General features: G+C 49.0%; 17 protein-coding genes and 1 pseudogene. 13 read left to right on the top strand and 5 right to left on the bottom strand.

Annotated features, from left to right (window positions below):
• Window positions 1–13: 13 nt before the first annotated feature.
• The gene (locus tag DFO57_RS21080; RefSeq protein ID WP_110015686.1) at window positions 14–1,126 is read right to left on the bottom strand and encodes an arginase family protein; all 1,113 of its coding nucleotides are present in this window, start codon (window positions 1,124–1,126) and stop codon (window positions 14–16) included.
• A 410-nt stretch (window positions 1,127–1,536) separates the two neighbouring features.
• Here DFO57_RS21080 and DFO57_RS22695 point away from each other — a divergent pair, with 410 nt between their 5' ends.
• Window positions 1,537–1,710, top strand: coding sequence for a hypothetical protein (locus DFO57_RS22695; protein WP_155683843.1), 174 nt, complete (start codon window positions 1,537–1,539; stop codon window positions 1,708–1,710).
• Window positions 1,711–1,842: 132 nt separating this feature from the next.
• Here the strand turns inward: DFO57_RS22695 and DFO57_RS21075 are convergent, their stop codons facing one another.
• Window positions 1,843–2,409, bottom strand: a complete 567-nt coding sequence (locus tag DFO57_RS21075) for a hypothetical protein (protein ID WP_233255877.1) — start codon at window positions 2,407–2,409, stop codon at window positions 1,843–1,845.
• Window positions 2,410–2,571: 162 nt separating this feature from the next.
• Between DFO57_RS21075 and DFO57_RS21070 the strand changes: the two genes are divergently transcribed.
• The 6 genes from DFO57_RS21070 (at window position 2,572) to DFO57_RS21045 (ending at window position 5,348) form a co-directional block, all read left to right on the top strand.
• Entirely contained in the window at window positions 2,572–2,865 is a 294-nt protein-coding gene (locus tag DFO57_RS21070; protein WP_110015685.1) for a hypothetical protein, read from the top strand.
• A gap of 39 nt (window positions 2,866–2,904) precedes the next feature.
• Window positions 2,905–3,252 (top strand): hypothetical protein, encoded by a 348-nt coding sequence (locus tag DFO57_RS21065; protein WP_110015684.1) that lies wholly within the window; start codon window positions 2,905–2,907, stop codon window positions 3,250–3,252.
• A 21-nt stretch (window positions 3,253–3,273) separates the two neighbouring features.
• Window positions 3,274–3,900, top strand: a complete 627-nt coding sequence (locus tag DFO57_RS21060) for a recombinase family protein (RefSeq protein WP_110015683.1) — start codon at window positions 3,274–3,276, stop codon at window positions 3,898–3,900.
• Window positions 3,901–3,940: 40 nt separating this feature from the next.
• Window positions 3,941–4,468, top strand: coding sequence for a hypothetical protein (locus DFO57_RS21055; protein WP_110015682.1), 528 nt, complete (start codon window positions 3,941–3,943; stop codon window positions 4,466–4,468).
• A gap of 158 nt (window positions 4,469–4,626) precedes the next feature.
• Window positions 4,627–5,115 (top strand): DUF2778 domain-containing protein, encoded by a 489-nt coding sequence (locus tag DFO57_RS21050; RefSeq protein ID WP_039343512.1) that lies wholly within the window; start codon window positions 4,627–4,629, stop codon window positions 5,113–5,115.
• Entirely contained in the window at window positions 5,115–5,348 is a 234-nt protein-coding gene (locus DFO57_RS21045) for a hypothetical protein (RefSeq protein WP_110015681.1), read from the top strand. Before DFO57_RS21050 ends, DFO57_RS21045 begins: the two co-directional genes overlap by 1 nt.
• A gap of 27 nt (window positions 5,349–5,375) precedes the next feature.
• Here the strand turns inward: DFO57_RS21045 and DFO57_RS21040 are convergent, their stop codons facing one another.
• Entirely contained in the window at window positions 5,376–6,680 is a 1,305-nt protein-coding gene (locus DFO57_RS21040; protein WP_110015680.1) for a DUF1173 family protein, read from the bottom strand.
• Window positions 6,681–6,737: 57 nt separating this feature from the next.
• Entirely contained in the window at window positions 6,738–7,259 is a 522-nt protein-coding gene (locus DFO57_RS21035; RefSeq protein WP_110015679.1) for a phospholipase D family protein, read from the bottom strand.
• Window positions 7,260–7,419: 160 nt separating this feature from the next.
• Here DFO57_RS21035 and DFO57_RS21030 point away from each other — a divergent pair, with 160 nt between their 5' ends.
• From DFO57_RS21030 to DFO57_RS21020, 3 genes are all read left to right on the top strand, one after another.
• Window positions 7,420–8,040, top strand: a complete 621-nt coding sequence (locus DFO57_RS21030) for a hypothetical protein (protein WP_110015678.1) — start codon at window positions 7,420–7,422, stop codon at window positions 8,038–8,040.
• A 96-nt stretch (window positions 8,041–8,136) separates the two neighbouring features.
• Window positions 8,137–8,451 carry a hypothetical protein gene (locus DFO57_RS21025; RefSeq protein WP_110015677.1) on the top strand — a complete coding sequence of 105 codons (315 nt, stop codon included), beginning with the start codon at window positions 8,137–8,139 and terminating at the stop codon, window positions 8,449–8,451.
• 239 nt (window positions 8,452–8,690) lie between these two features.
• Window positions 8,691–8,894, top strand: a complete 204-nt coding sequence (locus tag DFO57_RS21020; RefSeq protein WP_110015676.1) for an Hha/YmoA family nucleoid-associated regulatory protein — start codon at window positions 8,691–8,693, stop codon at window positions 8,892–8,894.
• Window positions 8,895–9,332: 438 nt separating this feature from the next.
• Here the strand turns inward: DFO57_RS21020 and DFO57_RS23120 are convergent.
• A pseudogene (locus DFO57_RS23120) lies at window positions 9,333–9,410 on the bottom strand (hypothetical protein); the annotation flags it as partial.
• Between DFO57_RS23120 and DFO57_RS21015 the strand changes: the two are divergent.
• The 3 genes from DFO57_RS21015 to DFO57_RS21000 all read left to right on the top strand — a co-directional run bounded on the left by DFO57_RS21015 (window position 9,385) and on the right by DFO57_RS21000 (window position 13,654).
• Window positions 9,385–10,146: a RepB family plasmid replication initiator protein gene (locus tag DFO57_RS21015; RefSeq protein WP_369974477.1), complete on the top strand. Its 762-nt coding sequence runs from the start codon at window positions 9,385–9,387 to the stop codon at window positions 10,144–10,146. The pseudogene DFO57_RS23120 and the gene DFO57_RS21015 sit on opposite strands and share 26 nt — an antisense overlap.
• 1,313 nt (window positions 10,147–11,459) lie before the next feature.
• Window positions 11,460–12,668: an AAA family ATPase gene (locus DFO57_RS21005; RefSeq protein ID WP_110015674.1), complete on the top strand. Its 1,209-nt coding sequence runs from the start codon at window positions 11,460–11,462 to the stop codon at window positions 12,666–12,668.
• Window positions 12,665–13,654: a ParB family protein gene (locus DFO57_RS21000; protein ID WP_110015673.1), complete on the top strand. Its 990-nt coding sequence runs from the start codon at window positions 12,665–12,667 to the stop codon at window positions 13,652–13,654. The genes DFO57_RS21005 and DFO57_RS21000 overlap by 4 nt, the downstream gene beginning before the upstream one ends.
• Window positions 13,655–15,333: the final 1,679 nt, after the last annotated feature.

Genomic DNA, 15,333 nt, shown 5'->3' with positions numbered 1-15,333 from the left:
CTTACCTCCTGATTTATCGGCTGATAATGAGAGAAATTATTTTATCCAGCAAGGGCATTTCATGGTTAAACGGATTTCCTTTTTTATCAAAACCACACGTGAATTCCATGATATCGGCACCCACGACGGAATGGCATGAATTCTTAATCAGGCTCAGAACATCGGTTATATTTTCCTCGTTCATCCCCTCATCCAGCGGCGTTGTGACGTGCGGAAAAACATCTGGATCCATCACGTCTGCATCAAAACTTATATAGACATTTTTCCCCTCGATTAACGACGCAAGCCTTATTTTATCGTCGGTGCTCATTACTGCACTGAACTGATTAATGGATGAAGATTGAAGATAATCCATTGAATATCTGATTGTTTTCTCTCTGACACCAATCTGTATCACTGACCTGATTACGTTATCAGCAATGAGTTTTGAAACAAAATTTGCATGGTAAAGAGGCGCGTTTGCCTTATCCGTGCTGGTATTGATATCGGAATGCGCATCCAGTTGTATCAGAACGAGTTCAGGGATAAACCGCGCGGTTTCCGCCACTGAAAAATAAGTCAGCGAGTGATCGCCACCGAACATCATCGCTTTATTGTTTTTCGCTCTGATTTTGGCGACAACATGCTGAATTTTCTCCCCGAAGCTGTATATATTATCAGTTGTACTATAAGCGATGTCGCCAACATCCCTCATTTCAGCGTGGTTCCGTCCTAATTTACGGTAAATGTAGGGGCCATGCGCCGGCGATCTGGGGGGATCTAATGCGAAATCTGCCGGGGCACCAAAGAAGCACCACTGATCCTGCGGGGTGTCAGGTATGGATAATGCCGCCGTTTGCATTCGCGCAGGGTTATACAAAATGCCGTCTTTTAGTAATTCATCGTCCTTCCGGGAGATTAATATATCGTTAAAGTACAAAAGTGAAGTAATTTCTTTAAGCTGCGCATTGTCCGTCGAAAGCAGGTCTTTAAAGTTTATGTCCTGTTCTGTTATTTTTCTTAAAAGCTGATACAGCTTACCACTGACCGTCACACTGACTCTTCTTTCATTAAGCGTGAGCTCAACCTTGTCACCTTCTTCGTTGATAACCGTATTTCTGTTAATAACAACATCATCTTCATGCATATTTCACCCCCGCCATGGATAAAAAATCATTACCTCTTATTCAGTTAATTTCAATATTCTTTTCCAGACGATTCATCTTTTCTAAAAAAAATAATTCATAACCTCATGATTATTTTATTAAATTACATCTGAAAAAAAACACACCCATCCCAATTCGATAGTTTAAATCTATCAATATTATTCAAGTTAAATTATTTTTATTATTAATAATAAAGAGAAAAATTTTTTTAAACTGCATTTTTTAGTATTTAACTGAAGATAAAAGAAATTTACCTTGGCAGGCTTTATTTACGCTGTTAAATAAGTTTTTTTCATAAGTTTATCAGTTGACTTTCATTCAAGCCCAATACAAGAATTCTTCTGCCAGCCGTTGCTGGCAGTTTGACCAACTTTAAATATTGGAGGTATGTATGTCCTTGAATAAATATGGTGAGTCACAAAAAGATAATCTGGATAAGATTGCGGCTGAGCTGTCAGCTTTCAGCCACGATGATGTCATTGTGGAAGTAAAAAAAGACAGTAACAATCACATCGACATCGGTGGTGGTGGATTAGGGCGTGATCGCCGCGATACTGGTCACTGATGATTAAACATGCAGCAGCCTCCGGGCTGCTGCATGTTTATCAGGCATTCCTGAAAATAAGCCAGGACTGAATTGGAAAAGCAATTATTAATCTACCATTGTAATATGCGTTCAGGTATCAATGTGAAGCATTTACATTTTGAGTGCATTTAGTTTTTTTGCGCCACCCAAAAATTTTTCAGCACATTTTTCATCTAACACGACAGGCACATAGCGAATCTTGTAAAGCTGCATTAAAAGTAGCGTTCGGTGGCGTCCGTCGCTCACGCCAAATTCACGAGTCAGTCCCTTCGGATAGATCACCGTTCCTTTTGAAATATACGTCTTGATAGTGTGCCACCGGCGGGGATCGATACAAAATGCTCCGGCTCCGAGATGTTTTAAAAACAGAAGCCCATCGACCTGCACGATCACAGGTTTTCTCTGCCTGCTGACGGGCAAGCGGGCGTTGAGTTCAGGCTGAAAAACAGGGGGCAGTTCGAACTGGAGCTCTCCGAAGGCGGGAAAACAGAGTCCAGAGTTATCTGACGGAATGTCTTCAAATGCGCTGAACTGGTATTTGGCCATGTAGGTATGCATTTTCTCCGTATCCATCCTGGAAAACCAGTTCACATCAGGTAAGAATTCTTTATCTCGTTCCCTAATCTCTCTGATTTTTTCCCCACACATCTCTTCAAGACTCATATTGACTTCTTTCACGGCTGTCTCCTTTTCATTCCTCACGCTCTGATATCACAATGTGAACAAAACCCAACCTAACCAGGCTTTCATGGCTTTCTCCTCTACTGCTCTCATAATGTTTCATTTTTTACCTTTCAACACAGAAGAAAATCTATTCAGGTTAATTAGGGTATACTCAAAATGCCCACAAAAGACCTTAATAAAAAAGTGGTTATGCATGATGGTGACAAAAACGAGAACTTTTCTGGAAGAGTGGAACGCGCTGTTCGTGTGGCCACGATCGACGACGTTAACCTGATGCTGCATGGGATTTTGCTTTTAGGAGAGCCTGAAGGGTTGAGGATCTACACGACTGAGATCAAACACGCTGAAAAAATCGCTTTTCTCAGCCCGGACGCTTACGTTGAAATCAGGATATGCGGTGACATAGCTGCCAGGGAGACGACATGCATAGAATTTCACTCCCTCAGTTAACATCGTTTGCACGTACTGAAAACATTTCCGGAGGTCGCAGTGAAACCCTTCAGCCTTTTAGTTAACCATCCACTGGATGAAACCTATCTCAGTCCTCCGGGGGAAACCTACACGGAAGGTGAATTACCCGAAGAGGAGATAGAAGTACGTAACGCGCTTACAGCCATGTATGTTCTGACAAACCGCCTGATGAAAATCGGCTTATGGAACCGTCTGTTCAGATCCCGTAAATACTCGTCAGCCGGCCATTCGGCGACAGAGGCACAGCGGCGGCTGATGGTGCTCGTGAACAGTACGCCCATACACAAAGCCGCGCTGAGGCGCATTGTGAGCGTCATGCCTGAAGACAATGGCGGCCGCGAAGCGCTCAGGGATTATTTACGTTAAAAGGGTGGGACCGCTAAACCTATGCAGATTGCACGTATTTATCTTCGCGTCAGTACGGATGAACAGGAACTAACGCGGCAGAACAGCATTATTGAGGATGCACGGGGCAGGGGTTTCTATGTCGCCGGCGTCTATAAAGAGAAAGCCTCCGGTGCCAGAGCTGACCGTCCTGAGCTCCAGCGCATGATTGCCGACCTTCAGCCCGGAGAGGTGGTTGTGGCTGAAAAGATTGACCGTATCAGCCGTCTTCCGCTTACGGAGGCCGAGCAGCTGATTGGCTCGATAAAGGCTAAGGGTGCAAAGCTGGCCATCCCCGGCATAGTGGATTTGTCCGAGCTGGCCATAAGCCAGGACGGCGTGGCCAGAATCGTGCTTGAGTCCGTCCAGGACATGCTGCTTAAGGTTACCCTGCAGACGGCGCGTGACGACTACGAAACCCGAAGGGAAAGACAGCGGCAGGGCGTTGAGCTGGCAAAGGCGTCGGGTAAGTACAAAGGGCGAAAGCCAGATAATAAAACGCATGAGCGCATTATTGCGCTTCGTGAATCCGGCATGACGATTGAACGGACCGCCACCCTGGCAGGCTGCAGCATAAGCCAGGTAAAACGCATCTGGTCGATATACAAGGCAGATAAATCCGGTCAGTAGTTAAGCATAAATCAGGTTGCATTACAGAGAGGGGACAGAAATGACCATTTTGCCAGGCAGTGTCTTTGTGGCCATGATGATTATCTGTATTTATATGATGCGGAAAATCAGGCAACAGTCTTCCAGAATAAGCCAGCTGGAGTCCGCTATTCGGGGTGAAAGTACCGGGAAAAAAATTCCTTATGAATCGTTATCACTTCTGGACAGTCTGAGGCGGCAGGCGAACCAGTGGAACAGTTCAGAAGACAATCCTGAACTTTTAACAGTACGTCCTGCCTTCATTGAACGCCTGGATGATTACCTTTCCGGCATTTTTGGCGCAGTACCTGAACTCAACAACCGTAATGCGGTAACGCCTGTGACTGAACCTCGCCCGCTTTATGCCTCACTGTATATGACTCATTCTGTGATGATCTGGTTTGAGTCACATCCCGTGAGCTTCTCCGTGGCCAGTCGTGAGCAGGCAGAACGTGTCGCAGCAGCGCTGCGGTCAAAGGGCATCGAGGCCAGGAGGACAAGCAGCGGGCAGACCGGGCCGGAGAGCGCGTGCCGCGCTCCCTGCCAGTGAGGAACGGACACTGGCGGACCATGCGGTAGATGAGGCCGTTAATAAGCCCCGCAATTCAGACAGAATTTTAGAATTTGTCTGATACCGCCTGCGCAGGGTTTACCTGACGCTGTGCATAATCTGAACATAATAAAATGAACAGAACAAAAGGAAGTGTTATGCCATCTGTAAGCTGTTATATGCTTCTCAACCGGCGAGAGTTCACTTCGCTGAACTGCCCCGGCGTGGGGAACTTTCCGGCATTCTCGGGTCAGAAAGAGGGCAGAAATAACCCGGACAAAACGAACGTGCCCGACATCGGCCCGATCGTGAGGGGACGTTACTTTATCGTGGAAAGACCGTCCGGCGGCACACTGGGGCCCCTGCGCGAGCGCTTTCTGAAGGAAGTTTACGGCACTGACCGCTCGACATGGTTTGGCCTGTATCGTGATGACGGCAAAATCGATGATTACACATTCATACAGGGTGTGAAACGGGGTAATTTCAGGCTGCACCCCATAGGCCCGCTGGGGCTGAGTGAGGGCTGTATCACACTGGTCCATCCAATCCAGTTCAGCTACCTGCGTGATATGCTCCTGAAATACGGCCCCACACTCAATATTCCCGGCAGCCAGTTGAAAGCATACGGAACGGTACAGGTATACTGATGAAGCGGATAATTTTCCTCACTTTTGTTTTTATCTTCTGTTGCGTTGCGCTTTTTAAGGCCGTCGCCATTCTCGTGCCTTTTTCAGTGTTCAGCTGGCTGGCTGGCCAGTTCAACATTTACGGTGATGAAGCTGTAACTGACTTTATGGTCATGGCCAACATTGTCATCTCTGTCGTTCTGTCGCTGCTTCTGGTGTTTACTCTTCCCAAAAAACCCAGAAAGCCTCGCTGAAAGGCATCCCCGGACGTTTTTCGAATGTCAGTGTGCCGGAAAATCCGGTATGTCTGACTTCTCTGCCGCGTTCCAGGACCACCAGTTGCCCGGACCGTATTCCCTGTCATAGTGGACGGTCTTCTCCTGCTTTCGCAGCAGGTACTCAGGCGTGTTCATCCCGAAGACCTCCATCGGCAGTGCATCCATGCCGGGAACGTCCTTCAGCACGAAGTCCGGAAACACGTCTTCCTCGCAGTCGTAGCGTAGCGGCTTAATGAAGGCACGTTTTTCCTGCCACAGCTTCTCTTCGACACTGCCCTCATAGCCCGAATCCAGCGGAATGAAGCGCGGGCTGACCGTCATCAGCGCCACGTCGATGACGCTGCTGCAGCTGAACGGCCGGTTGCGTCCTTCAGTGTGCCTGAACGTCGTTTCGGGCGGCTCCGTTTCCGCAATGACAATGACCTTCATGCCCCGTCTCCAGTCGCCCAGCTCGCGGCCAAAGCTCCTCTCCAGGCGCAGGCGCACGTCCTCCGGCAGCACCAGGTCAGGAAAACCAAAAAACAGGCCCAGCGGCAGCGTGGACTGCAGCCGGGCTTCAGCAGCCTCATTCCAGCCGGCCAGCACGGACACCACGATGAGCCGCCTTTTGCTCTTCCCGGCCGCTCGCAGGTGCTCCCGGTTGGCCACGACCTGCGGCGTGCCCTTCATGCCCATGAGCAGCAGCGACTCTTCCAGCGGTACGCGGCCGACGCGTATCCGGCCCGCCGTCTGCTGCAGGTGCCAGCTCACCCAGCCGGGTGTGCGTTTCTTTTTGTCGAAGGCGGGATGCCAGACGTTGATGCCGGACTGCTCCCACAGCAGGTGAAGCAGCCCCAGCAGGCGCATTGAGGGCCGGCGCTTACGCTTAACCGGTTCATCACCGGACACGTCTTCAGCCGGTTTTACCTCTGACGGCGCCTTTTTCTGCAGGCCGGTGGGCAGCCTGACCACGATGGTGCCGTCCGCGGCGGTGCGGACCGCGTCGCCCTGATAAATCTCCGCCTGGCGTTCGTCTGACCACACCGAATAAAACCGGCAGTCCGGTTTGTGCTCATTGCCGGTGAAGGCGTACGAGGAGAGCCAGCAGCGTTCGGTTTCCCGGGAGTAGTGGACCTTCAGGCGGCGTCTGACGGGGTCGGTCTCTGCCGGCAGGCAGCTGCAGGTCACCACCGTGGTTTTTTTGTTGTCGCGGGCGTGCTTCAGCCAGCGCTGCCAGGTCCCGGTTTCCTCCTGCTGGAAGGCTTCACTGGCGTCCCGCTCACCGCGCTGTCCCCGGAAATGCACCGCGTAGGTTTTCTTTCTGGCCATGCCCGTCCCCCCGTCCGGAATTACGTTTCGCAGCCGCACCGGAAATCACGTATTTATTTATCCTGACACGTCACCGGTGATGGATTCATTCCACAGTCTTTCGAATTCCGCGTTATATTCAGCAGCAACTGCTTTATTATCAAAAACTGCCAGCGCATTTTCCGCATTCCGCTTTTCAGACGATGAGGTGTAATTAAAAGACCCGGTTTCCGTATTCATTCCGTCGGCCACAATAAACTTGTTGTGCATGATATTGTACCGGTCGTCCGTCCGGACCGGCACACCGCTGCAGGCCAGCAGGGAAACCAGCGAATAACGGTCGTGACTGACCTTTTCATCAGCGACAAGCCGGACCGCCACGCCGCGCTGTAACTGGCTTATCAGCGCATCTGCGACAGGCCTGCTGGTGAATTCGTAGGCCGCGACGTCCAGCGTTTTTCCTGCCCCCGCGATGACATTCAGGATAAGGCGCTGCGCGCTTCCGCCCGGCGAAAAGCCCACGGCGATATTGTCTCCTGCGGACGCAAAAACGCTGAATACGGCAGACAAAATAAATAAACAGACCCGCACGCTTTGCATTATTTATTCTTTTCCTGAATGGATATCTGGATGGTATTATGCCCCCGTTCCGTCGCGGAATAAAAGTACACAGTTCAAGTAAAAATTTATTTATAACAGCAGGCATTCTCTTCCTGAGATTATTTCTGCGTCAGAACGTAAAGGGGTGGCCGTGTTATACATGACGTTATGTCTTTTCCTGATGGTGATGAGCCTGCATGAACTTTTCTGCCTCCGTAACGCCGCGGCTGAAGTCAGGGCCGGAACCGTTCTGCTGGCCTCCGCCATTATTCTGCTCCCCCTGACTCTGGTTGCACCGGTTCTGGTAGGGTTCTGGACGGCCGGAATGGAAATCACGCGACACACCCGGGATGAGCTGGCCATAACAGCTCAGTGGACTGGGGTGGCCGGGGCAGCGTTACTGAGCGGCCTCTACTTCATGCTTGCCCGGCGCGCCGGCAGGCGTTTCTGGTACACCGGCGCTTTCATTGCCTCGGCGCTGCTGGCGTTCATCTTCTCCAACAGTCTGTGGTTCGTGTCGCAGAAAAACGCCGCCATCGCGTCTCCCGTGCTGCTGGGAGAGGGTGAGGAAGACTGCGACGCGCAGGCTTTACTGGTACGTTATCACCCGGATGCCCCGTCTGACTGGCGCTGTCCCACCGGCGTGGTGCTGATGGGCGAATCCTCGCATTCTTTCCTGCCCTGGCCGGACTACCGGCAGGGAAAAAGCCGTCAGATGAGCGACAACATCAACGCCCTGATAAAGAACGCGCAGGGGAAATCAGAAAAGAAAGCAGGATGATGCATCGGAATTACCCTGCTAGGGTTACCGGGTTACAGACAGCGCCATAATCGGTTATATAGATCAGTCATCCAGACCAGTATCAGGATTCAGGAAATGAATGTCAGTGATGAAGCCCTGCTGAAATCGGGTATCAACCAGGCAGATTTGAGCAGAATAAAACACAACGTGTCGGTACACGGGGGCACTCTGGAGGAAGCGGTAGAAAGCCTTGCAAACCGCTTCCGGGCCCTGACATGGGTTATCACGTTCAGCGTGCTGGTAATGGCTGCTCTGCTGGCATTCAGCTTCCCCGTCAAAATTATTGCGGGTGGAGTGTCATTTTTCATAGTGATTGCAATAGTGCTCACCGCCCAGCCCGTAACGCTCGCCTGGAAATGCTGGCGTCACCGGAGAGCTGACAGTCGTTAATTATCATGTGACTACGTTATCAAGTTCGTGTTGCTTATCGTTTAAAACTTGTAATGCCCGTTTTCTGTCCAGTTTGAGCCTGTATTTAGGTGAAACTGGTGGGCAGAATTATCCTGTTGATCCTGATTTCTTACCGCCGTAATCTCAAATCAGCAAAACGATAAGCTGTCAGAACAGCGCCCGCCCTTAGCCCATCTAAAGCTTGCATTTAATTCGAACAATTCACTGTGGAAAAAAACATGACGAAAACGGACTGGTTAATGAAATTCCGGCGTTGCCGCTCAATGGATACGCTGGAGACCGTTTACGAACACTTGAAGTACGAAGGCGACCCAAAAGAAGAATATGCTATGACCTCAGCATACGATCACCGCAAAGCTGAACTGACAGTAGGGAAACTCTTTGACCGTGTTCCAGTTCATGTATGGAAGTTAGTGAACTGAGTGCACATTAAAGTCTTGCCAATCCTTTTCGATAACGGTAACCGCATTCGCAAATTTTTTGCGTGTGCGGTTACCGTTGAACAAGCCGATAGGCGCGTTAGTAAAGATGATCGTTTATCCACATGTGCACAGGCTCGATCCAATAAATATTCCAGTAAGATCCTTATAGCTCCAAATAGATCCCGCTATCTCTCAGGCCTTGTGGTGACTGACTTCAGGCCAGTTCCAGATGTGTGCTGGTGGGATAAACATGTGTGTTGGCGGGATGAGTATGTGTGCTGGTGGGCTGGTAATGTGTGCTGGTGGGATGTAATGTGTGTGCTGTTGGGATAAAGGTGATCTTTACTCACAATAAGATCCTGTGACTACTAAGTGAGATAATTCTATGAAAGATGAGTCATTTATTGGCGACGCACTCTACAGTGACATGATCAGCAAGGACAAACAACTCACAGTAAATTCCAATAATACCGTACAACCTGTAGCTCTTATGCGCCTTGGCGTTTTTGTTCCTAAGCCCACAAAATCTCAGGGCGAAAATAATGTAGTGGATGCATCTGAATTATTCTCACAGTTAGAGATAGCCCGGGCTGAAGGCTATGATCACATCAACATTTCTGGGCCAAGGCTCAATATGGACAGTGATTTCAAGGTCTGGATTGGAGTAATCTATGCCTTCAGCAAGTATGGTCTGGCATCAAACAAAATCGAACTGAAGTTCACTGAGTTTGCCAAAGGGTGTGGATTTTCTGCTAAAAGAATTGACGCCCGACTCCGGCTTACCATTCATGAGTCTTTGGGCAAACTTCGTAATAAATCAATCTCTTTCAAGCGCGGGAGCGATGCGAGGGGAAGTTATCAGACAGGCCTTCTGAAGACCGGTTATTTTGATGCTGAGAGAGATATTGTTCAGCTGGAAGCTGATGAAAAACTGTGGGAGTTGTTCCAGTTAGACTACAGAGTCCTTTTGCAGCACCACGCCATTAAAGCACTTCCAAAGAAGGAAGCCGCCCAGGCGATTTATACTTTTATTGAAAGTCTTCCTGCCAACCCGATTCCAGTCAGCTTCTCAAGACTGCGCGAGCGCCTTTCTCTCAGCAGTTCTGTCAGTGAACAAAACCGTACGATCAAAAAGGCGCTTGAGCAGTTACAGAATATCGGCTATCTGGAGTTTTCGCTCGTCCGTAAAGCCCGCGAAAACTTTGTTATCATTCATAAACGTAACCCCAAGCTGAAACCTTCCGACATCTGAGTGTGTGCTGTTGGGATGAGTACGTGTTCGTCACGGTAATGTCCGGCTCTGAAGCAACTTCCCTGCCGGTGAACCCGCCAGCACACATACTCAGCTTTTCTATGAATAATCGCCTATCACCACACATATTCATTTTTCTACGGTGAGTTAGTACCTTCCAGCACACATATTCGGCCATTGAGTAGGGATTTTCCCCGCCAGCGCACATTTTTGCACGTTAAACACAGAATTTTTACCCGCCAACACACACTCTAGGCCAGTTGCTTCATCGTTATCATTCATCAGGACAACTCACAGGTATATGTTGCCCGCCAGCACACATATAGTCCTGTTTCTAATGCATTTAAGATACCCGCCAGCACACATAATTGCATCTCAGAAGGTTACTTACACCCGCCAGCACACACATTTGTGTGTCAAAACCCGTCAGCACACACCGGGCACTGGATTACTTCATCAATGCCTGTCAGCGCACACACTTTCAGGTTCATCTCCGTTAAATCCGCAGCAGCGTATTTCAGCGCAGAGATCGGAACCATCCCGCCAGCACACATATCCATGGGTTTGGTTAAGAAATTATTTGTCCGGCCGTAGATTTGTTGTCCTGACTTGGTTATGTCTGGCTGTATCGATGCCCGTTGAAGAAAGGATGCTGGTCATTCTGCTTGCTTATGTACACAGAATGGTTTCCCCGTTAGGACACACAGTTGTTCATTACTTATACATCATCCCTCCGGCGCACCTGTTTCCGGAAGAGAATTCAGTATCCCGTCAGCACACATCTTTATCTCAGAGATTAAAGAAAGCAGCCAATAGGCATCAGAAGACACGTCTGGTTTTGAAGCAGATTTACGGCGGTATGGTATTTCCTGCACAAATTCATCAGACCTGAGCCGTGTGGTCACCGACAATTTTGTCTGAGACAACCATTTGGCGTTTATTACAGGTGGTGTAATGAACCTGACTTCAATCCTGTGGATCCCGGGCTGATAAGTGAGACAGCATACCGCTTACCTGAGCGTTGCAGAGAAGATATATGGGAATTTCAATCTGAAATATAAGTTAAATTATCAATAAAATCAATATCATAAATAATTATTAACTAAGGGTAGGTGTTTGTCAGTTTGCATTTTACTTATGAAAGCTGTTTTAAAATTCTGCATTACATGGATAACTTTTGAATGACAGACTAAAGAAAACTGTCAGTTAGCATATTCTCAGTTTGTACAACATTTTTATGTTTTGACGAAATAAGTTGATCTGACATTTTTCAGATGTACAATCAGTTTCAAAATTGACAACGGAACGGTTAAATGAAAAGTCATTACGGTGGCGTGGACGAGACGGCCCGCAGAGCGAGCGCGATGCTGCGCAGCATGAGCGACGATATTTCAGTCAGAAGAAATGAGTTTGGTCTTGATCAGTACTATCAGACGTTCACGCGCAATTCTGTGGCTAACCTTCCGAAACTCAGCCGCCGTGCCGTTGAGCAGGCCATTGAAGAAATGGAATCGCAGGGACATGTTTTTGGTAAAAAAGATGCCGGTAACACCCGGCATTACGCCCTGACCATCCAGGACGTTGTCGATATCTATGCTCACCGTAAAGTGCCAAAATATCGTGATGTGCACGCGGGGGATGGGCCTTTTGTTATTTTTGTTGTGAACCTGAAAGGCGGGGTATCGAAAACCGTCAGTACGGTGACTCTGGCGCACGGCCTGCGGGTTCATCAGGATCTTCTTCAGCACGATCTTCGTATTCTTGTTGTTGATCTCGATCCCCAGGCCTCGAGTACAATGTTTCTCAGCCAGGAAAACAGCATTGGTTCCATAATGGAAACTGCTGCACAGGCAATGCTTAACGATCTGGATGCTGCCCAGCTCAGAGAGGACATCATTAAACCGACCATTATCCCCGGTGTTGATGTAATTCCTGCTTCTATTGATGATGGTTTTATCGCAAGTCAGTGGAATGATCTCGTCAGGGAGCATTTGCCTGACAGGCTTCCCTCAGAAGTGTTACGCCGGACGATTATTGATCGTGTCGGTTCTGATTACGATTTTATCTTTATTGATACTGGTCCTCATCTCGATGCTTTTATGTTGAATGCACTCGCCGCGAGTGACCTGCTGCTCACGCCCACACCGCCCGCACAGGTCGATTTTCACTCTACCCTTAAGTACCTCACCCGCCTGCCTGAGATGATTGAGCAGCTTGAAGAAGAGGGCATCACGCCGCAGATAAAGGGAAATATTGGCTTTATGTCGAAAATGACCTCAAAGCGGGATCATGAAATGACACACGGCCTCGCTCGTGATGTTTTTACCTCTTACATTCTTGACGCGACATTGCCCAGGCTTGACGGGTTTGAGCGCTGCGGCGAAAGCTTCGACACCATTGTGAGTGCAGATCCCAGTTCCTATCCGGGAAGCGCCGAGGCGCTCAAGAAAGCGAAGCGTGAGGCGGAGCGTTTTACTCAGGCCGTGTTTAAAAGGATTGAATTCATCAGAGGTGTGAAATGAAAAAGGAAATGGTCAAACTGGGCCGGCAACTGGGTAATTCCAGTTTTTCAAAAATGATGAACGAGTCAGACAGTGAGCGTGTGTTTACCCTCAAGTCCGGTGCTCAGGCCCGGTTTGTCCTGACCAAGGTACTGCATGACGACATCGAAACGCAGACGTTCGTTGATGCCACGGTAAACGGCCGTGATCAGGCATTTCTGACGCGTGAATCGGTCAGTGATATTTCCCGGACCATCCGGCTCCAGCAGTTCTTTCCTGCCATCGGACGTGAGGTTAATGGTCGAACTGAGATACTGGATGGTTCACGACGTCGTGCCGCCTGCATTTACAACGGAACCGCATTTGAGGTGCTGGTGACGCGTGATGCCTTGTCTCTCTCTGATGCCAGACAACTGGCTGTGGACATTCAGACAGCAAAAGAGCATACGCTGCGTGAACTCGGAAAACGCCTCAGACTCATGTATCCGGAAGACATGAATCAGTCAGAGATAGCTGCCGCAGAAGGGCTGTCTGCCGCCAAGGTAACCCGGGCTTTTCAGGCTGCCGCTGTGCCAGATGAAATCATCGCGGTTTTCCCCTCTGTCAGCGAGCTTTCTATCAGTGACTACCGGGTCCTGCTGGAGGTGACGGAAAAAGCACGGGCAAGACAAATCACCACTGACGCCTTAGTCGGTTGCGTTCGCAGCCGGATGGAAGAAGGTGTATCTCATGATATTGCCGAGCCCGCTTATAAGAACCGGATAATCAGCTATTTTCGTGCTGAAAGCGAAGGACCCCGCAAAGCGGCGGGCAGCAAAAAAATCGTGACAGAGAAGCTGGCGGAGTTTACAGATAAAAAGCAGTTTGCCCGAAAAAAAACCGATGCTGATAAACGTCTTGTCACTTACGAATTCTCCCGTCTTTCTGCGACCTTTCAGGCTGAGCTTGATGCCGCCGTCCGGAGCGTCATTGATCGCATAATGATTAAGTCTGTGAACGACCAGTGATCAGACCTACTGTCGATGCTTCTGTGAGAAAGTATCAGGAGTTCATAATAATGTTTTACCCAGAGTGATATTTTTTTAACAAACTGATTTAATTGAATAAATTAAGATTATTTCAGCCTGAAATTCCCACCTTTTTTTATCTGTTAATGCCGACATTAAGTCGGCTTTTTGTCAGTGACCAGAGAGCCGGGAATATCATCAGGCATAAGTTCATCAGGATGTGGATACTATTCCAGCTCGCCTGAGTTGCTGAAGAAGCGGGTATTCTCGCTGATTTAAGGCATACAGGCTGGATCACCCGGTTCTGGGCGTCTCTCCCTCAGACCAGAATCCAAGCCCGCGTCTCATTCATTCCTTTATTTCTTCCGCTTTTTACAGTTGCTATTAAATCTGGCTGAGCATCGCATTACTGCAATCAGGTGTATCAAGAAAGACGATATGAATTGAACCCGGTAGATCTTCATCCCGAATGCACAGTAAAAGCCCCAGCGATGACATCAAGGAACAGAAGCGATCGGGCCTGATTCACTATCGGCTGAGTACGGATGGTCTGAGGGTTGCTGACAATAACGTTCTGACTGGATTGCAGGAGAAAGGATACCCGTGATCACTCATCTTATGCTAAGGAACTTCAGGAAATTTCACTCTCTCCAGCTGAATTTCCAGCGTGGCAAAAGCGTGCTGATTGGTACAATGAGTCGGGTAAAAGCCCGGTTCTGCTTGCGCTGGATGTTGCCTTAAGTGGAAGCTGACACCGGATAGAATCACTGATTTCCCGTCATGCTGTACTGGCGTTTCAGGCCGGTGTGCGTCGCGCCGATTTTCTGTCCGGACTCATCGCAGACGTCTTCCTCAGCGATACAGGTAATTCTAATCGAATCTTATGCAGAGAGATGAATACAGACTTAGAATGTATATTGCGCCAATGCTGGATAAATATGGTCAGGATATAATGCACATTCTGGAACAGGATACGACAAAGTTTCCGTTTGAATATTATGCTGTGAAATACATGACATTCTCTGGTCGTCCCTATGCCGGGATCTGCCGATATGCTCATCATATGCATCTGGACAGCGCCCGAATTGACAGTGACCATGCCGCGCAGGAGTATACCCGCGCGCTCTTCAGCATTAACGTTCCGTTGGCTGAAAGATACAGGCCGGAGGATACCTAGCGTCAACAGAAAACCTTTTTCATGAAGAGCATCTGTCCGGCGTTAATGACGGTCTCTAAACCTGCCAGTTCGGGATCCGATTGGGCCCGCATTCGCGTCTCGAAGCCAGTCTGGATATTACTGAAGACGGTATTTCTGTTCGCAATCGCGGCGAAGGCAGGCATGCTTCATTAAAACGGAGTTCGCCCTGCGCCGGCGTGAACAGTAAAGAGAGCCAGATGCCCTTTTGTCAGAGGAACTGGAGAATCGCCTCAGTCATGTGAACATGAAAAAGCTTGTGAACACGCTGGCACCTGAACGGCAGTTACAGCTTTTTGTGGCCACGAACAGCAGCTATATTTCGTCGCGCCCCGATCTTTGAAGAGCCATTGTGCTGGGCAACTCGCACTCGCCGTTTATCACCCGCAGCCTTCAGAGTGACCTGCCGCCGTCAACGCGAAACAAACTGTATGTCGCCGGCCCGCGCGCATGTGGCAATAGCTGGTTTGTACCGGAAAGGCTT

The sequence above is a fragment of the Pantoea sp. AG702 genome (assembly GCF_003182295.1).
Classification (GTDB): Bacteria; Pseudomonadota; Gammaproteobacteria; order Enterobacterales; family Enterobacteriaceae; genus Pantoea; species Pantoea ananatis.
Note: the sequence above shows the minus strand (reverse complement) of the source record. Positions and strands in the feature narration are given on the sequence as shown.